This window comes from Streptomyces anulatus (genome assembly GCF_000721175.1).
In the GTDB taxonomy this organism is placed as follows: Bacteria; Actinomycetota; Actinomycetes; order Streptomycetales; family Streptomycetaceae; genus Streptomyces; species Streptomyces anulatus_C.
Window position 1 is genome coordinate 16,171 of the sequence record NZ_JOEZ01000034.1, and the last position, 18,968, is coordinate 35,138.

The following is an 18,968-nucleotide window of genomic DNA, read 5'->3' on the forward strand; positions in this document are numbered from 1 at the left end:
CTGACCTCCGCCGCCGGCGCGGTTCAGGACAGCCGCACCTTGATCGTCTGCGTCGCCCCGCGCGTCCCGGACAGGTCGCCGAAGAGGAGGCGCAGCGACGCCCCCGTGGTCGCCGACGTCACCGTCGCCGGCTTCGACACGACCGAGGCGACGGCCCGGTTCCAGGTGAGGCTCAGGCTGGTGCGCATCCGCATCGGATCGCTCACGCACACCGTCGCCGTCCCGTCGGGGTGCTCGGTGACCATCACGGAGCACGGGGCGTCCGCCACCAGCGGCCCGACGCTCCCGCCGAACCAGAAGTTGACGGCCGTCAGCCCGAGCGGGTCCACCGCCACCCCCTGCTGATCGTCCGTGTTGGCGAGCACCCGCAGCCAGCCGCTGTCCGCCGCCCGCGCCGCCGTGCGCTGTTCGGACGCGCCCGGCAGCAGCTGGTACGCGTACGTGGCGTCCGACGGGTCCTGGCCGTGGTCGAACCAGAGGGTGAGGTATTTCCGGGAGACCGGATCCGTGGAGCCCGCGGCGTTGACGTCGCGCCAGCGTCCCGTCCGGTTCTCCCGCAGAGCCTTCACGGTGGCGCCGCCCGGGAAGACGTAACCGCCGTGCCCGGCGAGGTGCGCCCAGGACGTTCCGGTGAGTGTCGCCGACCACGGCAGCGTGAGGGGTTTGACCGAGCCGTCGACGGTGAACGGGGCGTTGCCCGTCGGCCCGAGGTTGCGGTTGTCGACGGTGGTCTCCACGGCCGCGCCGTCGCGGCCGTGGATCCCGGCGCCCAGGCACACGATCGTGTCGTCGAGGAAGAACCACGACTTCTTCGCCATCAGCGTGCTGGAAAGACCCTTGAGGTACTGCCCCACGGCGGCGCGCTTCTTGTCGGTGACCCCGCCGACCCAGTTCACGTCGGGGAGCGAAACGCCCCAGTCGCCGCCCGCCCCGTCGGCGAGCACCTTGCGCGAGGCCGTGGTGCCGGGCAGCCGGTACGGATCGACGGTGGGCCAGAACGCGTCGCTGTACTGGCCGTTGGCGAAGGTGTCACCCCACCAATGGAGCATCCCCGACCCGGTGTGCCAGCCGCGCAGGTTCTCGCCGTTTCCGGTCTCGTAATAGGTGATCCGCCGATCCGCCATGCTCAGCGACGCCGCCCAGCCCGGACGGCGATGCGTGGCCCGTGCCATGTCGGGGAAGAGCCGGTGGCCGTCGGGCTCGGGCAGCGCGGTGAGGGAGGTGTCATCCAGGACGTCCTTGATCCGGGCCAGTGCGGTGAGCCCGAGCGAGGGGTTGCTCAGCGGCGGGCTGTAGTAGTCGCGCTGCGCCCAGCCCTTGACGAGCGCCCGCCACCGCGCGTTCTCGGCGGCCGGCGCGCCCCGTCCCAGCAGCACGATCGACGCGAGGATCGGATGTCCGCGCCGGTGGTCGTCGGACCCGCCGCGGCTGATGGCACGCCCCGCGACGGCGTCCATGACGAGGCCGTTGAAGAGGAACGGGGCCCAGGCGTTCTCCACCGCGTCGAACACCACCTGCCGTTTCGGATCGGTGACCTCCCACGTGGTCTCCTTCAGCAGCGCGAACAGCAGCCCGAGACCGCCGAGCATCACCGACCCGTAACTGCCGGTGTAGGGCACGGTGGTGTGCTGGATGAACGAGCCGTCGGCGTACAGCCCGTCGCCCTTGGTCACCAGCGGGAAGACGGGGGAGAGGGCGTCCCGGGCCAGCTCGATCTTCGCCGCGCTCCCTCCGACGACCCCGCGCAGGGCCAGCACCCGGCACAGGTCGACCCGGTTCGCCCCGGTGCTGGTCCCGGTGTACGAGGCGACCGCGGAGTCCGGTACGAAGTGGTCGACGGCGGCGCAGTAGCGCGCGAGCCGCTCCGGGGTGAGGGCGTCGTACATCAGCACACACACGTCCAGCAGGGCCTGCGGCGCGCCGATCTGCCAGCTGTACCAGTTGCCGTACCGGGTCTGCCCGTCGTTGTAGACCTGGCTGCTCAGGTGTTCCAGGCCGGTGAGCACCGCGTCGCGCAGTCCGGTGTTCCCGGTCAGGCCGGTGCCTTGCTGGCGGTAGGCCTGGGCCATGGTGTTCAGGCGGACGAAACTGTCGGCCATCCGCCCCGAGAAGACGTACGACTCGGGGTCCGTGTCCGGGTCCGGATCCGCGAACACGGCGTCGGGCCAGAGCGAGCCCTCCGCCGGAGCCATGGACTCCAGCCACTGCGAGGCCTTCGCACCGAGATCGGCCAGCCGGCTCCGGAAGGGCTCGGCGGTCGGGCTGAACCCCTCGCCGAGGATCAGCGTGCTCCAGGTGGTGCGGAGCGCGGAGTACGGATCGTCCGCGGCGGAGGCTGCGCCCGGCGCGGCGAGCATCATGGCGCCGCCGCCCGCGGCGGCGAGCGCCGCGGAGGTGGCCAGGAAGGTACGGCGGGACCAGGCAGAAGTCATGGGAGAGCTCCGGGTCGGTGACGTGTCTCCGGCGGGAACCCGGCGCGCGGGGCGCTGAACTGAACCCGGGATCCGACTGTTCTGAGCGGGCGGGCACTTTCTAGCAGTCGCCAGACGGCTCGCTCAATAACTTTGGCCGAATTGATCGTATCGATCGTTTCTTGGGGTAGGTAAGGCGCCGCCGGGTACGAACCGGCGTGCGCCCGTCGCACCGGGGCAAAACCCTGCTCGGATCGTTTCGAGCGGATGCGATCGATATGGTTGAGGCAGGCAGGCCCGGCTGTCTCCGAGTCCAGGGGGATCCATGCGACTGCACGTCGATCAGCGCCACGAGCGGGTGCTCGAGCTCGTCCGCGAGCGTGGGAGCCTGCGCGTCGCGGAACTCGCCGAGGAACTCGGCATGTCCGCCGTCACCCTGCGCCGGGACGTCGAGGCGCTGGCCGCCCAGGGTCTGGTGGAGCGGCTGCACGGCGCGGTGGTGTGGCCTTCCGGGCAGTCCCGGCCGGCCCCGGCCGCCGCGCCCGCCGCCGAAGGGCTGGTGGTGGGCATGGTGGTGCCGACCACCGAGTACTACTACGCGGACGTCGTGCGCGGCGCCCGGCAGACCGTCGAGGCCGCGGGCGCCCGGCTGACGATCGGGCTCTCCCGCTACCTGCCCGACGAGGACGCCGCCCAGGCCCGCCGACTGCTGTCCACCGGCGCCGACGGACTCCTGCTCACGCCGAGCTGGGAGCGCGGCTGCCCGGAGCGGGGCGAGGGGCTGTGGACGGTGGAGCAGGAGACCCCGGTCGTCCTGGTGGAACGCTCGGCGCCGCTCGGCCATCCGGCGGCGGGCCTGGACCGGGTGCGCTCGGACCATGCGCACGGCGCCGCCGAAGCGGTGGCGCACCTGGCCGGGCTCGGGCACCGGGCGATCGCGCTCGCCGTGCAGGACAGCCCGACCGCCCCCCGGCTCCGGGTCGGCTACCGGGCCGCCGTGGAGGCGTTGGGGCTCGCCCCGGTGTCGGCCGCGCCGCTGGACAACGCCGCGTCACGGTCGGAGGCGAAGCGCTTCGAGCGGACGCTGGAGTACCTCTGCGAGGCCGTGGCGAGCGGCAACGTGACCGCCGCGATCGTGCACAGCGACGCGGATGCGATCGTCCTCATCCCGCGGCTCCAGGCCCGGGGGGTACGGGTGCCCGAGGACCTCGCGGTGATCGCGTACGACGACGAGGTCGCCGGACTCGCCGACCTGCCGCTCACCGCCGTGGCCCCGGACAAGCACGCCGTGGGGGCCGCCGCCGCCCGGCTCCTGCTCTCCCGGCTCGGTGTGGCGGAACCCGGCGCGACGGATGCGGGGGCGGACACGGGCGCGACGGGCCGGGGTCCCGCTGCCCGCCGGCACCTGGACATCCTGCCCACGCTGCGGATCCGGGTCTCCTGCGGGGCGGCCGCCGCCACTCCCTGACGGGGGAGGAGTCACGCCACCGGTCGCGCCACGAGCCGTGTCCCGGGCCAACAGGCCCTGCGGGCACGGCTCTTCGCATGCCCGGGGCCCTGCGGTGCCAGGAGCGGGCTCCGGCCCTCAGATGATCGATTCGATTGATTTGGTCATTTGCTCTTGACGGCGATCGGTTCTGCGCAAAATGATGTGTGCCGTTCACCTCATCTCCCGCAGTTCGAGGTCCCGTAGGAGCCCGGCCCATGCCCTGTATCGCCTGCACGTCCCGCCTCGCCCTCGCGGCGTCCGCCGCCTCACTCGCCCTGCTCGTCACCGCCTGCGGCGGCGGATCGGGGTCGGACACCTCGGGCCCCGGCGGCGGCAAGCCCGTCACCCTCACCTTCTGGTCCGCGGCCGCGGGCGCCAAGGAGACGGCCGACGCGTTCAACAAGACGCAGACCGACATCAAGGTCACGTTCTCGCTGGTCCCCGCCGGCCCCGAGGGCGTCACCAAGCTGTCCAACGCCGTCAAGGGCGGCAACGCCCCCGACGTGGCCACCATGGACTACTCCGCCCTGCCCGAGTACGCCAGCGAGGGCAACCTGGAGAACCTCACCCCCAGCTCCGGCGAGCTGGTGAAGAAGGAGTTCCCCGAAGCGGTTCAGTCCCTGGTCAACCTCGGCGGCTCCACCTGGGCGGTGCCGTTCGACGTCACGCCCATCCAGCTCTTCTACCGCAATCACCTGTTCAGGAAGCACGGCGTCGACGTGCCGACCACCTGGGCCGAGTACCGTACGGCCGCCGAGAAGATCCACCGGGCCGACCCCGACGTCACCATCACCAACTTCGGCGGCGGCGACCCCGCCCTGCTCTCCGGCCTCGCCTGGCAGGCCGGCGCCCAGTGGTACGGCACCGAGGGCGACGCCTGGAAGGTGAACATCGACGACCCGGCCTCCCGCAAGGTCGCCGCCTACTGGGACGGCCTCCTCGCGGACGGCCTCGCCTCCAAGACACCGCTCTGGGGCGAGGGTGAGGCCAAGGAGCGCTCCACCGGCAAGGTCGCCACCGTCATCGGCGCCGCCTGGAGCGCCGGGACCTTCCCCGTCAGTTACCCCGACAGCAAGGGCAAGTGGGGCATAGCCCCCCTGCCCACCTGGGACGGCAGGCCGAGCACCGGCATGTACGGCGGAACCTCCTACATCGTGCCCAAGGGCAGCGAACACACCGAGGCAGCGGCCGAGTTCATCAAATGGGTCACCACCGACCCCGCGGCCATGACCGCCCGCCTCAGCTCCCTCAAGACCCCCAGCAGCGCCCTGCCCGCCAACGAGGGCATGCGCGCCGCGGCGGCGAAGGAGTTCGACACCTCCTACTTCGCCGGCCAGGACGTGTACGCCGTCGCCGGCGAGGCCGCCGACACCATCGTGCCCGGCTGGACCTGGGGCCCGGTGCAGCAGCAGGTCACCTCGGCACAGATGGCCGCGGGAGGCGACCACACGAAGATGCTGAGCTCCGGTCAGGCGAAGGGGGAGACGGCGGTCACCGACCGCGGCCTGAAGCTCGCCGAGTAGCCGCACGGCTGCCCGGGACACACCGTTCCGGGCGGCCCGTCCTCTCACCTCGTCCAGCCCATCCTGCCGAAGGAGCACCAGGTGGCAGCCCCACTCGCCCGGCCGGGCCAGACCCCGGCACCCCAGGCCGCGCCGCCGCCCGCCGGTCCCGCCGGTCCCGCCGGACCAGGGAAGCCCGGAGCCCCGGGCGGCGCCGGCACACGGCGCGGACAGCGCCGGGCCGTCGCCCTGTTCACGGTCCCGTTCTTCGCGCTCTTCACCGCCGTCACCGTCCTGCCGATGATCTACGCGGCCTGGATGAGCCTCTACCGGGAGGAGTCCTCCGGCCTGGGATTCGGCGGAACCGAGCGTGTCTTCGCCGGGCTCGGCAACTTCACCGAAGCCCTGGGCGACGAGGCGTTCCTCCGCTCGTTCGGGAACATCGCGCTCTACTGCGCCCTCTACATCCCCGCGATGGCCGGCGGCGCACTCGTCCTGGCCCTGCTCGTCGACTCGACCATGGCCCGGGCCCGGCGCTTCTTCCAGATCGCCTACTTCCTGCCGCACGCGGTGCCCGGCCTGATCGCCTCGCTGATCTGGCTCTACCTCTACACACCGGGCCTCAGCCCGATCACCGACGCCCTCGACGCACTCGGCGCCCAGTGGAACTTCTTCGGCCAGGACGAGGCGATCTTCTCGGTCGTCAACATCTCCGCCTGGCAGTGGACCGGCTACAACATGATCATTTTCTACGCGGGGCTCCAGGCCGTTCCCCGCGAGGTCCTGGAAGCCGCGACCGTCGACGGAGCCGGAGCCCTGCGCACCGCCCTCCAGGTCAAGCTCCCGATGATCCGGCCGACCGTCGTCCTGACCCTGCTGTTCACCTGCGTCGGCGCCATCCAGCTCTTCGACGCCCCCAAGCTCGTCCAACTGCGCGCCAACACGATGGGCGAGGACTGGTCGCCGGCCATGTTCATCTACACCGCGGCCTTCAAGGGCCACGACTACGGCCTGGCCGCCGCGAGCTCCCTCCTGCTCGCCCTCGTCGCCGGCCTGCTGTCCTTCGTCGTCACCAAGCTCGGCAACCGGTGGAAGGCCTCATGAGCACCCAGACAGCCACCCCCGACGCACCGCCCGCCTCCCCGCCCCGCAGCGGGGCCGGCCGCCGTTCCACCCCGACGCGGCCCGCCCGCCGCAGCGGAGGACTCACCTCCCGTGTCATGGTGAACGCCGTGCTCGCCGTCGTCGCCGTCTACACGCTGATGCCGCTGACCTGGCTCCTCATCGCCTCCACCAAGAGCTACCGGGACCTGTTCGCCACCAACCCGTTCAGCCTCGGCGACTTCGCATTCCTGGCGAACCTGAACGCCCTCCTCGCCTACGACGACGGGGTGTTCGTCCGCTGGCTGCTCAACAGCCTCCTGTACACCGTCGTCGCCTCCGGGCTCTCCACGCTCATCTCCGTCGCCTGCGGCTACGCCTTCGACAAATACGCCTTCCGCGGCCGGGAGAAGTGGTTCGGGGTCGTCCTCGCCGGCGTCCTCATCCCCTCGACCGTCGTCCAGCTCCCGCTCTACCTGATGGCCTCCGAACTGGGCCTCGTCAACACCTACTGGGCCGTCCTCATCCCCAGCCTCGTGAACCCGTTCGGCGTCTACCTCGCCCGCGTCTTCTCCGAGGGGTACGTGCCGGGCGAGGTCCTGGAAGCGGCCCGGATGGACGGGGCGGGCGAGGTGCGGACCTTCGTGAAGGTCGCCCTGCCGATGCTGGCGCCCGGCTTCGTGACCATCTTCCTGTTCTCCTTCACCGCGAGCTGGAACAACTTCTACGGCGCGCTCATGATGCTCAACGACGACCGGCTCTACCCGGTCAACCTGGGCCTCTACATGTGGAACCAGAACGTCTACCAGCAGCCGGAGCTCTACCCGCTGGTCATCATCGGCTCGCTCGTCGCCGTCGTCCCCCTGATTGTCGCCTTCCTCTGCCTCCAGCGCTTCTGGCGCTCGGGCCTCACTGCAGGAGCCGTCAAGTGAGCCACCCCGCCGCCCCCCAGCGGACCCGCCCCCGCACCGTCCTGGCGATGAGCGGCGAGACCCGTGCGGCGATCCTGGCCCCCGCGGCCCTGGACCGGCTCACCCGCGTCGCCGACCTCGTCCCCGGCCTCCTCGTCACCGACTTCGACGCCGACGACCCTGCCCAGCGCAACGGGCTCCATGAGGCCGAGGTCCTGTTCACCGGCTGGGGCTGCCCGCCCCTGGGCCCGGCGGCCCTGAGCGCCATGCCCCGGCTGCGCGCGGTGATCCATGCCGCCGGCTCCGTCAAGCACCACATCACCCAGGAGGTCTGGGACCGTGGCATCGCCGTCAGCACCGCCGCGACGGCCAATGCCCTGCCGGTCGCCGAGTACACGGTCGCGGCGATCCTCTTCGCCAACAAGAACGTCCTGGAGAGCGCCCGTGTCTACCGAGAGGCCCGCTCCCGGGTGAACCTCCTCGAAAGGTTCCCCGGCGTGGGGAACTACCGCCGCACCGTGGGCATCGTCGGCGCCTCCCGCATCGGACGCCGCGTCGTCGAGCTGCTGCGCCCGTACGACCTGCGCGTCCTGGTCCACGACCCGTATCTGGACGAGGCCGGAGCCCGGACCCTGGGCGTGGAGCGCGCCGGCCTCGACGCCCTGGCGGCGGAGAGCGACGTCGTCAGCATCCACGCCCCCGAACTCCCGTCGACCCGCCACCTGTTCGACGCCGGGCGCCTCGCCCTCATGCGCGACGGGGCAACCCTCGTCAACACCGCGCGCGGCTCGCTGGTGGACACGGACGCGCTCGTCGAGGAACTGGCCTCCGGACGCCTGAACGCCGTGCTCGACCACACGGAACCGGAGGTCCTGCCCGCCGACTCACTCCTCTACGACCTGCCGAACGTGCTCCTCACCCCGCACATCGCCGGGTCCCAGGGCGGCGAACTCCACCGGCTCGCGGACGCCGCCGTCGACGAGCTCGAACGCTACGCGCACGGCCTGCCGTTCGCCCACGCGGTGGACCCCCGCACCCTGCACCAGCAGGCGTGACCCGTACCCGTACACCGGATCGCCCAGCTCGCCGGGACGGCCCGGGGCACGCCGGGGCGCCCCGGCGTGACGTCACGCGGCCTGTGCCCGCCCCGGGGGCAGCACCGCGATCATCCGGGCCACCGTACGGGCCATCGCGTCCCGGCCGTCCGCCAGATAGCGGCGCGGATCCACGCCCCGGTCGTCCTGGGCCAGTCGCTCCCGTATCGCTCTGGTCATCGCGATGTTGAGCGCGGTCCCGATGTTGACCTTGCGGATCCCGCCGGCCACGGCGTGGGCCAGCTCCTCGTCGGAGGCGCCGGACGAACCGTGCAGCACCAGCGGAACCGGAACGGCCGCACACAGCCTGCCCAGCAGGCCGTGGTCGATGACGGCGTCCCGTGAGGTCATGGCGTGCGAGGTGCCGACCGCCACGGCCAGCGCGTCGACCCCGGTGGCCGCGACGAACGACCGGGCCTCGTCGGGATCCGTACGGGCCCCGGGCGCATGGGCGTTGAGCGCCGGCTCCCCGTTCTTCCCGCCGACCTGCCCGAGCTCGGCCTCCAGCCACAGGCCCCGCTCGTGCGCCCATACGGCGGCGGCGTGGGTGGCCGCGAGGTTCTCCGCGTACGGCAGCCGGGCGGCGTCGAACATCGCCGAACTGAAACCGCAGTCCGCCGCCCGGTGCAGCAGATCGGTCGACTGCACATGGTCGAGGTGCAGCGATACGGGTACGGCGGCCTGGTCCGCCACCTCCGCCGCGGCGCGCGCGAGCGGCCGCGGCCGGCCCCGGTGGTAGGCGACCGCGTTCTCGCTGATCTGCAGGATCACCGGCGAACCCGCCGCCTCCGCGCCCTCGGCGATGGCTTCCGCGTGTTCCAGGGTGATGACGTTGAACGCGGCGACCGCGCGGTGCTGCGCGGCGGCCTCGGCGATCAGATCGCCGGTGGCGGCGATGGGCATGTCGACTCCAAGATGAGGGACCGTCGGGCGGGGGTGGGGATGACCCGGGCCGTCAGGCCGTGCTGCTGAGGATGACCGAGCGGGTGAGGTGGCGCGGCCGGTCCGGATCGAGACCGCGGGCGTTCGCGATGGCCAGTGCCAGACGCTGCACCCGGACCAGCTCCGCCAGTGGGTCGAGGCCGCCGGCCACCCACCGGGCGCCGGTCGCGTGCACCTCGTCCATCAGCCCGGAGGGCGCCTCGCCGAGCATCCAGGTCGCGGTGGAGCGGGTGGAGATGCTGATCGGGCCGTGCCGGTACTCCATCGCCGGGTACGCCTCGGTCCAGGCGAGCGCGGCCTCGCGCATCTTCAGCGCCGCCTCGTTGGCGAGCCCGACGCTCCAGCCCTGTCCGAGGAACGTGAACTGGCCGCACTCCACCAGACCAGCGGGCAGCGGCTCGGCGAGCGCCACCTGGGCGTCCTCGACGACCGCGTCGGTGTGCAGGCCCAGATGGGCCCGGAGCAGAGTCAGCGCCGAGGTCGCGAAGCGGGTCTGCACCACGGACTTCTCGTCGGCGAACTCCAGCACGATCGTGTCGTCGGCCATCGCCGCCATCGGGGTGTCGGGGTCGCCGATGACCACCGTACGGCGGGTCGTGTCACCGATCTGCCCGAGGAGCTCGAGCACCTCCGTCGTGGTCCCGGAGCGGCTCAGCGCCACGACCCGGTCGTACGGGCGCCCCGCCGGGAACTCCGATGCGGCGAAGGCGTCGGTCTCGCCCTGGCCGCTGCCCTCCCGAAGGGCCGCGTAGGCCTGCGCCATGAAGTACGACGTACCGCAGCCGACCACGGCGATGCGCTCGCCGGCCGCCGGAAGCCGGTGGGCGAGCCCGTGCGCCATACCGGCGGCCACCTGCCAGCAGTCGGGCTGGCTGGCCAGCTCCTGAGCCACGTGCGTCATCTGTGCTCCCTGTTCCCGTTCCCGGCGATTGATGCTCGAAGCTGCATATTAGGCAAGCATTTCAAGCAATATCAAGCAGATGTGTGCAGGGTTCGTGTGCTGCTGCGGCCTGCCGCCCGGGTCCGCCTGCCTCTCCGTCCACGGCCGGGGTCCCCCGGCACGGAGCCCCGCACGTGCGGCCCGGGCCCCGCTTCGCGGTAGCGCATTCCACCTGACGTCGATGGGTAGGGTGGCTGCGCTTCGCGAGATCTGCGGAATGTTCGAGATATTCGAGGTATTCGACGTAGGGGGGCTGCTCCATGGGTTCGCTGACGGGGAAGGTCGCGTTGGTCACGGGTGCCAGCCGCGGCATCGGCCGGGGGATCGCCCGGCGGCTTGCGCGTGACGGTGCTTTGGTCGCCGTTCATTACGGTGCGCGGGGCGAAGCGGCGCAGGAGGTGGTCGAGGAGATCCGGAGAGCGGGCGGACAGGCTTTCGCGATGGGCTCCCTGCTGGGAGTGCGGGGAGACGCCGAAGCGCTCTACGAGGCGTTCGGCGCGGGAATGGCGGACCGGGGCGAGGAGCCGGTGCTGGACATTCTGGTCAACAACGCCGGTGTGAGCGGATCCGGGCGAATAAGCGACGCCTCACCGGAAGTTTTCGACCGGCTGTTCGCGGTGAACGTGAAAGCGCCGCTGTTCCTTATCCAGCGGGGGTTGACCCTGATGAGGGATGAAGGGCGGATCGTCAACATTTCGTCAGCTGCCGCGCACCGGGCTTTTCCGGAGTCGGTGACCTACGCCATGACCAAGGGCGCGGTGGAGACGCTGACGCTTGCTGTGGCAAAGGAAGTGGCGGGGCGAGGCATTACGGCGAACACCGTGGTGCCCGGATTCGTGGAGACCGACATGAACGCCCGGCGACGCGAGACGCCCGAGGCCGCGGCGGCCCTGGCGGCGCACTCGGTGTTCGGCCGCATGGGCCAGCCGGCCGACATCGCCGACGTCGTGGCCTTCCTCGCCTCCGAGGACGCACGCTGGGTCACCGGCCAGAGCATCGACGCCACGGGCGGCATCGGGCTCTGAGGGGCCGAGGCCGAGAGTGCGGTGCGGCGCCGGGCCGATCGGCCTCCCGGCTCCGCTCACGTACCTCCCGTCCTCCCGTTCCTCATATCCCTCGGCCCCTCGCATCCCTCTGCGTCTCTCACGTCGTTCATGAGCTCGTGAGCAGTGACTCCCACGCGGTCGCGGTGTCCGGATGACGGGCCGACAGCGCCGGACCCGCGGCATCCGCGTCGGGGGCGGCCCAGGTGCCGTCGCAGCCGAGCAGCCCCGCGACCACGTCGAGCGTCCCCGGGTGGGCGAAGAGCAGGGCGGCGCCGCGGCACCCGCCGTCGGCCGCCTCCGCACGGCCGGCGGCCGACGCATCCGGCTCCGGCACCTCATGCCACGGCGGCACCCACGTGTCCAGCGCGGCGAGCCGGGCCGGGAAGATCCGCCCCGCCTCACGGACCAACAGCGGGGCCAGGTCCGCCGCTCCGGCGCGCAGCGTCGTGATCAGGGTCGGCAGCCAGGGCAGCAGAACCGGATCGGGCAGCCGCGCGAACGCGTTCGACACGGCCTCCACCACCACGTCCGCCAGCCCCGGCACCGGCACCAACGCGTGTACGAAGCCGCTGAGATAGCGCGGGTAGGCGGGCACCACCATCGGGTTCGCCAGGAGCTCGCCGCAGCGCTCCCGCAGCTCGGCCCGGGACAGGGCGCCGAGCTGCACCTGCGCCGCCCACAGGAGCGCCGTCCGCTCCGGGTCCGTGGGGCGCGACTGGGCGACGGCCAGCTCCAGCTGGGCCCGGTCGCAGCCCAGGGACAGCGCCAGGCTCTCCATGCTGAACAGGAAGCCCAGCATCGCCGCCACCTGCCCCGCGGTCACGTCCTCGTCCGTGAACGCCGTCGGCAGCAAGGTGCAGTAATGCGCGTAACCGGCCTTGACGAACGACTCCACCCACGGCGGCAGCACCGGCTCACCGGTGCGGTAGTACGCCAGCAGCCCCCGCACCCGGCGCAGCACCTCCGGCGCCCCGTCCACGGTGCGCTCGGCGGCCAGGACCTCCAGGGCCCGGTGGCCCAGCTCATCGGCGAGCCGGCGGCTGCGGAGATACAGCGTCGCGTCCTCGACGGAGGCCAGGACCACCGCCGTCGTCGCCCGCGGCCCGTATGCGTCGCGGCGCAGCCGCTGCTCCAGGACCTGCTCGATGCTCACGCCCTCGTAACCGAGCTCGATGAGCGCCCGCTGATGGGTGCCCAGCGCCAGGTCCCAGGACTCCTGGATCGAACGCTCGCCGAGCTTCCGCTCACCCATGATCGGCCGCGCCGCCCCGTGCGGCATCAGCCGGCGGAGCATCCACAGCACGTCGGAACACGCCCCGAGCTCCGGGCGGGAGTGCATGTCCAGCAGCGCACGCTGCACACCACGCTGCTGGAGTCTCAACTCCAGCGGTGCGAGCCGGTCGTGCACATCGCGGGCCAGCGGCGGCAGCGCGTCGTAGCCGACCCGGCCGATCCGGTCGCCGCCCATCATGATCTCGACGAGACGGCGCACGTCCCGCCGGCCCGGCACCGCGTCCTTCTCGATGCAGGTGATCGCCGCGTCCTGGAAGTCGTACGGCGTGGGCTTGGCCCGGTCCCGCATCCCCGCGAGGAGGATCGACGTCTCGAACACCGCGATCGCGTCGGCGGTGGACGCCAGGTAGCCGCTGCGCCGCGCCGCGCGCACGATGTCCACCGACCAGCCCAGCAACTCGGCCTCGTCCAGCGTGTCCAGGACCGGCGGCCGTCGCAGGAACCCGGAGAGCCGGTCCGCGGCGGCTTCCTCGGGGGCGGCGGGGACGGCCGGGGCAGCCCTCTTCGACGCGCGCGGCTTCCTCGCACCGTCCTGCCCGGCCAGCCGGAAGGGCTGCACCCGGGTGCGCTTGAGATTCTTCGCCCACTGCGTCGCGGCGATCGACACCGACCCGGACGCCAGCCCGAACTGCGCCTCGATCGCCGCATGGCTGGACGGGATCAGCCCGTGCTGCCAGGTGGTGGCGGAGCGCGGCGAGATCAGATACGACCCGCTGCCCGCCACCCCGAACTCCTCGACCCGGCTGGCCGCGTGGAAGGCGCCGCACACATACAGGCAGTCCTCCGGGTCGGCCCCGCTCGACGCCAGGTGCTCGCGGATCCGGGTCCACATGTACCGCTCGCGGTCCTCGTCCACCCGGACCCGGTCACCGTCGCCGGGAGCCAGCCGCCGGAACAGGCTGCCGATGAGGAACATGACCTGGCGGTAGGCGGCGTGGTCGCTGTCGCCGAGCGGGACCTCGACGTACTGGTGCCACCACTCCGACCAGTGCCGCACCTTGCCGTGGCGCAGCAGATGCTCCTCCAGCTCGGCGAAGCGGGGCCGCAGGTCGCCGATCTCCACGCCGACGGCCTCACCGTGCAGTGCGGCCTCGGGCTCCGCCGACCCGGCCGCAGGACCGGACGCCTCCTGCGGGGTGCGCTCGCCGTGGCGGCCGTCCCACTGGAAGACGTGGTCGGAGGACCGGTCGACGAGGACCAGCTCGACACCTGGGGTGTCCAGGGCGTACGCGATGGCCTGATACTCGGCGGACGCCTCGGTGACCGGGGCGACGACCGACAGCGGGGCCCACTCGGCGGGGAACCCGTCGATGTCGCTCGCGAAGGCCTGGACCGCCACCGGCAGGCGGCAGTTGCGCAGCTCGCCGAGGAGCGGCGCCATGTCCTCGCACAGCTCCAGGTACACGACCTTGGGCTGCTTCTCGCGCAGTCGGCGGGCCATGGCGAGGGCGGAGGCGGGGGAGTGGTGGCAGACCGGGAAGATCTCCAGCGGCTCGCGCACCGCCCGGTCGACGTCGTCGACCATGCCGAGGAGGATGCCCTCCAGCGCGTCGGGCCCGTCGGCGAACGCGGTGGCGGCCTCGTGCAGCTGCCCGCGCAGCGCGGTGAACGACGCCTCCCCGGGCCCGTTCTCTCCGGGGCCGTTCGTGGACGACCCGCTCATGACAGCGTGGCGATCGTGTCGCGGCCGCCGTCCAGGAACTCCGGCCACGAGCCGCCCTCCTGCTTGCTGCGCGGCTCGACGACACCGTGCAGGTACTTGTTGAAGATGGCCAGGTCCTCGGGGTCCCGCCGGGCGAGGGAGCCGACGAGCGAGGAGGCGAGGGTGCGGGCGGTCAGCGTGCTCTCGCCGAAGAAGTTGCTGTGCAGGACGGCGTCCTCCAGCACACCGATCTGTTCCGCCGTCGACAGCGCCGACTCAAGCTTCTCGTCGTCGCTGCCCGCCGCGGCGGCCGAGGCCCGCAGATCGGCGAAGCTCTGGAGAAGGACGTCGAGCAGCGTCGGAGGAACGTCGAGGTCGATCGCGTGGCGGCGCAGCAGTTCCTCGGTGCGGAAGCGGACGATCTCCGCCTCGCTCTTCTTGTTCGTCACGACCGGGATGCGCACGAAGTTGAAACGGCGCTTCAGCGCGGACGACAGGTCATTGACGCCCCGGTCACGGCTGTTGGCGGTCGCGATGACCGAGAAGCCCGGCTTGGCGAAGACGATGTTGTCGCCCGCGTCCGTACCGTCGCTCTGCAGCTCGGGGACGGAGATGTACTTCTCCGAGAGAATCGAGATCAGCGCGTCCTGGACGTCACTGGTGGAGCGGGTCAGTTCCTCGAAGCGGCCGATGGCGCCCGTCTCCATCGCCGTCATGATCGGCGACGGGATCATCGACTCGCGCGACTGGCCCTTGGCGATGACCATGGACACGTTCCAGGAGTACTTGATGTGGTCCTCGGTCGTGCCGGCCGTGCCCTGCACCACCAGGGTGGAGTTGCGGGAGATCGCGGCGGACAGCAGCTCCGCCAGCCAGCTCTTGCCGGTGCCGGGGTCTCCTATCAGCAGCAGACCGCGGTCGGAGGCGAGGGTGACGATCGACCGCTCGACGAAGCTCCGGTCGCCGAACCACTTCTGGGAGATCTCCCGGTCCAGGCCGTCGGCGCGCTCGGACCCCAGGATGAACAGCCGGACCATCTTCGGGGACAGCCGCCAGGAGAACGGCTTGGGGCTGTCGTCGATCGACTCCAGCCAGTCGAGCTCCTCGGCGTACTTGGCCTCGGCGGGAGCACGCAACACGTCGGACATCAGGGGGCCTTTCTGAACGGGCGGGAAGAGTGGAGAGGCAGGCGGTTTCTCAGGTGAGGAACGTCTTGAGTTCGTGTACGAGCTTGTCGATGTGCCCGGAGACCACGGGCGTGCCCAGGGCCTTGAACCGCTCCCGGAACCAGGGGTTGACCTCCTGCCGTCCGGAGCTGGTCACCGAGCCGACGGGAATGAACTTCACCCCCGAGCGGTGCACGGCCTCGATGCCTTCGAACAGCGGCTGGGAACGGTCGAACTCGTAGAAGTCCGAGATCCACACCATGACCGTGTTCTTCGGCTCGGAGATCTTCGGGCGGGCCATCGCCATCGCGACGGGGCCGTCGTTCCCGCCGCCGAGATTCGTGCGCAGCAGCACGTCGAACGGGTCGTGCACCCACGGTGTGAGGTCGATCGAGCGGGTGTCGTAGGCGATGAGATGGACGTCCACCTTCGGCAGCCCGGCGAAGATGGACGCCAGGATGGTGCAGTTCACCATCGAGTCGACCATGGAGCCGGACTGGTCCACCACGACGATCAGCCGCTGCGGCGTCGTCCTGCGGACCGTGTGCCGGTAGTAGAGGCGATCGACGTAGAGCCGCTCCTCCTCCGGACTCCAGTTGGTGAGGTTCTTCCAGATCGTGCGGTCCAGGTCGAGATTGCGGAAGACGCGCTTGGGCGGCACCGAACGGTCCAGCTCGCCGACGCTTGCCTTCTCCACCTGCGTACGCAACACCTCGGCCACCTCGTCGACGTAACGGCGGATGAGGGACTTGGCGTTGGCGAGGGCCACCCCCGACAGATTGCCCTTGTCCCGCAGCAACTGCTCGATCAGCGACATGCTGGGCGTCAGCCGCGCGGCCAGCTCCGGGTCGGCCAGCACCTCCCGCAGCCGCATGCGCCCCACGAGGTCCGCCTCGATCGCCGCCAGCTCGGGCCCGAGGCCGCCGGCGTCCAGACCCGCGCCCGCCGCCCGCCCGCCCCGGAGCCCGCCGGGCGGACCGCCCAGCGCACGCTCCAGCCAGCCCGCGTCGGACTGCCAGCGCGCCAGCTGCTCGGCGGTCACCGTGCTCGAACCGGTCGCGAAGACATTGAGCAGCACCTTCGAGACCAGCGCGGCGCGCCGCACCTCCGCCGCCCGCTCACGGGAGCCGGTCGCGTCGTCCTTCGGTGTCATCAGTCCGTCGAACTCGGCGGCCAGCTCCGGGTGGCGCTGCACCACCGAGTCGAGCGACGTCCCGGGATCCAGCAGCGCGGGCGGCAGACCGATGTCCTCGACCACCCCCAGGCTCGCCGACTCCAGCGCGGGCTGCTCCTCACCGTCGAAGAGGCGGGCCAGGAGCCGCCAGTACAGCACCTGACGGCGGTTGTCGTACGGGTCGGGCCCGGCCCGGTGCGGGCCGGCGGGACCGAGCGTCCGCCCGGTGGGATCCTCGGTCATTTCCGCAACAGCCTTCCGGCGCGCTCGCGCAGCACGGCGACGGCGTCGGTGGCGGCCTTCTCCGCCCGGACACCGGCCTTGTCGGTCGTACCGCCCGCCCACGCCCCGGCGTGCACGGCGACGGCCTTCCTCCGCACGGTCGCCTCGACCGCGAGCGGTTGGAGAAAGAACTCCCCGGCATCCCAGCGCAGCAGCCCGACGCAGGCGTGGGAGGCCGCGACCGCCTCGGGCGTCAGCGGACCGGCGGCGGGCAGCCGGTCGGTGTCGACGGTCAAGGACCGTCCGGACACGTCGAACGTGAGACGGTCGTCCTCGGTCCGGGCGGCGTAACCCTCCAGCAGCACCGGAACGGCGATCCGGACGGGATGCCGGTCCAGCGGCGCGACACGGGCGGCCGCCGCGGCGGACAGCATCACGCGCGCCGTGGCGAAGGCGTCGGCGGGCTCGCCCGTACGGGCCCGCCCGTCGTCCCAGACCAGATCCCCCTCGGCGGTCACCGGCATGGCGTCCAGCTCCATCGAGCGGCCCTCGCTCACGGCCCCGAGCAAGGCCGTACGGGGACGCAGCAGCTGCCACAGGCCCGCCCCGACGACCGTGTCGGGCTTGGGCGCCGAAACCCCGGCGCGCACCAGACGGGGCGCCCCGCCGTCCGCGGGCTCGAACACGGCGTGGACCTGCGCCTGCACGGCCGTCGCGTGCTCCTGCAGATCGACGCCGAGGGGCAACAGGCGACCGGTCGCCGGGGCGACGGAAGGCTCCCCGGCAGCGCCGGGCACCGTCAACAGCAGGGCACGCGACCACAGATCGGCCCAGCGGCGCACCGGCACACGCTCCAGCGTCGCCCCCGGGCACGAAGCGGCGAGCTCGGCGGCGAACCCGTCGAGCAGCGTCGCCCGACGACGCAGCGTCGGATCGGGCAGCATCGCGGAGACCACCGGCGCGGCCCCGGCGACCAGCTCGTGGTCGATGCCCCGCCAGCCGCCGCGCGCGAGATCGCACAGCCAACTGCGGGCCGCCGCGAGGAGGTTCGCCCCGTGCTCCGGCACTGCGGACGCCGGGGGAGAGCCTTCCGCCTCCGCCTGTCCCTCCTCGGGGGCGGGCCGGCCGACGGCCTCGTCGATCCGGTGCGTCAAGGCGTCGTGCACGGAGCCCAGCAGTGCGCAGCGGGCGGCGGCGAGCGCCACGAAGTGGTCCTCCCCGGCGGCCCCGTCCGTCGCCCTGCCGGCCGCCTCCGCGACCCGCGCGGCCAGCGGGGTCCCGGCGACGGCGTCGGCGAGCCCGGCGACCGCGGTCGCCTGGGCGGGCCCCGGCCGCAGCAGACCGGCCACCAGCGCCCCGTCGAAGGCGTCCACGGCGGCGAGCGCCTCGTCGAGCCCGTCGATCGGATCGGACAGCAGGTCGCCGCGCATCAGGCCACCGCCCGCGTCGGCGGGAACCACTGCATCTCGGGCAACGGCGTGGTGACCGGGTCCAGTTCGAGATAGGACAGGTGCCGCAGGAACCGGCTGAACACCGGTGCGGCCGCCGAGGAGTCGCCCCGCACCGGCCGCGCGGCGGTCATGGCGGCGGTGAGGGACTGCGCGTGGGGCTCCCCGTCCGGGGTCTCCACCGCGAGGTAGCGTGCGACGCGCTCCGCGCCGTACTGCAGCACCGCCTCGCCGACGAGGGCCTGGATGTGCTTGCAGAACATGCCGCGCGCACCGCCGCAGGGCCGGTTGTTGTTGGTGCTGCACGCGAACGCGTATGTCCGGGCCGCCACCGACGACACGTACACCCGCCCGATGTCCGATCCGCTGGAGACGACGCCCTGCAACCGTCCGTCGGCCAGCTCGACGAACGGCACCTTGGCCAGCTTCCGCGGCCGCGCGGGCGGCACCACCCGCGCGGTACTCGACTTCTCCCAGACCGACAACGCGCCAACTCCCATGCATACGAAAGGGGACGTCCGCACCGACGCGGCGGGACGACAACGAACTTAATCCCGACCACTGACATCGATACTCGTAGCGGGTTC

General features: G+C 71.9%; 14 protein-coding genes. 6 read left to right on the top strand and 8 right to left on the bottom strand.

Going from position 1 to position 18,968, the window contains the following annotated elements:
* Positions 1-23: 23 nt before the first annotated feature.
* On the bottom strand, positions 24-2,432 hold the full coding sequence (locus tag IG90_RS0131025) for a polysaccharide lyase 8 family protein (RefSeq protein WP_030591921.1): 2,409 nt from the start codon (positions 2,430-2,432) through the stop codon (positions 24-26).
* 304 nt (positions 2,433-2,736) lie between these two features.
* On the opposite strand from IG90_RS0131025, the gene IG90_RS0131030 reads away from it, so the two are divergent.
* The 5 genes from IG90_RS0131030 to IG90_RS0131050 all read left to right on the top strand — a co-directional run bounded on the left by IG90_RS0131030 (position 2,737) and on the right by IG90_RS0131050 (position 8,469).
* Positions 2,737-3,879 carry a substrate-binding domain-containing protein gene (locus IG90_RS0131030; protein WP_030591924.1) on the top strand — a complete coding sequence of 381 codons (1,143 nt, stop codon included), beginning with the start codon at positions 2,737-2,739 and terminating at the stop codon, positions 3,877-3,879.
* A gap of 236 nt (positions 3,880-4,115) precedes the next feature.
* Positions 4,116-5,423, top strand: coding sequence for an ABC transporter substrate-binding protein (locus tag IG90_RS0131035; protein WP_030591927.1), 1,308 nt, complete (start codon positions 4,116-4,118; stop codon positions 5,421-5,423).
* A gap of 81 nt (positions 5,424-5,504) precedes the next feature.
* On the top strand, positions 5,505-6,506 hold the full coding sequence (locus IG90_RS0131040; protein ID WP_030591930.1) for a carbohydrate ABC transporter permease: 1,002 nt from the start codon (positions 5,505-5,507) through the stop codon (positions 6,504-6,506).
* A complete protein-coding gene (locus tag IG90_RS0131045) occupies positions 6,503-7,435 on the top strand; it encodes a carbohydrate ABC transporter permease (protein WP_030591934.1) in 933 nt (310 codons plus the stop codon). The genes IG90_RS0131040 and IG90_RS0131045 overlap by 4 nt, the downstream gene beginning before the upstream one ends.
* Positions 7,432-8,469 (top strand): hydroxyacid dehydrogenase, encoded by a 1,038-nt coding sequence (locus tag IG90_RS0131050; RefSeq protein WP_030591937.1) that lies wholly within the window; start codon positions 7,432-7,434, stop codon positions 8,467-8,469. The genes IG90_RS0131045 and IG90_RS0131050 overlap by 4 nt, the downstream gene beginning before the upstream one ends.
* A gap of 72 nt (positions 8,470-8,541) precedes the next feature.
* Here IG90_RS0131050 and IG90_RS0131055 read toward each other — a convergent pair whose 3' ends face one another.
* A complete protein-coding gene (locus tag IG90_RS0131055; protein ID WP_030591939.1) occupies positions 8,542-9,411 on the bottom strand; it encodes a class II fructose-bisphosphate aldolase in 870 nt (289 codons plus the stop codon).
* 52 nt (positions 9,412-9,463) lie between these two features.
* Positions 9,464-10,351 carry an SIS domain-containing protein gene (locus IG90_RS0131060; RefSeq protein ID WP_030591942.1) on the bottom strand — a complete coding sequence of 296 codons (888 nt, stop codon included), beginning with the start codon at positions 10,349-10,351 and terminating at the stop codon, positions 9,464-9,466.
* A gap of 299 nt (positions 10,352-10,650) precedes the next feature.
* On the opposite strand from IG90_RS0131060, the gene IG90_RS0131065 reads away from it, so the two are divergent.
* Complete coding sequence (locus tag IG90_RS0131065) at positions 10,651-11,415, top strand: SDR family oxidoreductase (protein WP_030591945.1); 765 nt, start codon at positions 10,651-10,653, stop codon at positions 11,413-11,415.
* Between the two features lie 127 nt (positions 11,416-11,542).
* Here IG90_RS0131065 and IG90_RS0131070 read toward each other — a convergent pair whose 3' ends face one another.
* Genes IG90_RS0131070 through IG90_RS0131090 form a run of 5 tightly spaced genes read right to left on the bottom strand, consistent with a single transcriptional unit; the run spans position 11,543 to position 18,881 of the window.
* The gene (locus IG90_RS0131070; protein ID WP_030591948.1) at positions 11,543-14,392 is read right to left on the bottom strand and encodes a DUF5682 family protein; all 2,850 of its coding nucleotides are present in this window, start codon (positions 14,390-14,392) and stop codon (positions 11,543-11,545) included.
* Complete coding sequence (locus tag IG90_RS0131075) at positions 14,389-15,519, bottom strand: ATP-binding protein (protein ID WP_030591951.1); 1,131 nt, start codon at positions 15,517-15,519, stop codon at positions 14,389-14,391. Before IG90_RS0131075 ends, IG90_RS0131070 begins: the two co-directional genes overlap by 4 nt.
* A gap of 49 nt (positions 15,520-15,568) precedes the next feature.
* On the bottom strand, positions 15,569-16,954 hold the full coding sequence (locus tag IG90_RS0131080) for a VWA domain-containing protein (RefSeq protein WP_030591954.1): 1,386 nt from the start codon (positions 16,952-16,954) through the stop codon (positions 15,569-15,571).
* Positions 16,951-18,393 (bottom strand): hypothetical protein, encoded by a 1,443-nt coding sequence (locus IG90_RS0131085; protein WP_030591956.1) that lies wholly within the window; start codon positions 18,391-18,393, stop codon positions 16,951-16,953. The genes IG90_RS0131080 and IG90_RS0131085 overlap by 4 nt, the downstream gene beginning before the upstream one ends.
* Positions 18,363-18,881, bottom strand: a complete 519-nt coding sequence (locus IG90_RS0131090) for a hypothetical protein (protein ID WP_030591959.1) — start codon at positions 18,879-18,881, stop codon at positions 18,363-18,365. Before IG90_RS0131090 ends, IG90_RS0131085 begins: the two co-directional genes overlap by 31 nt.
* Between the last annotated feature and the right edge of the window lie 87 nt (positions 18,882-18,968).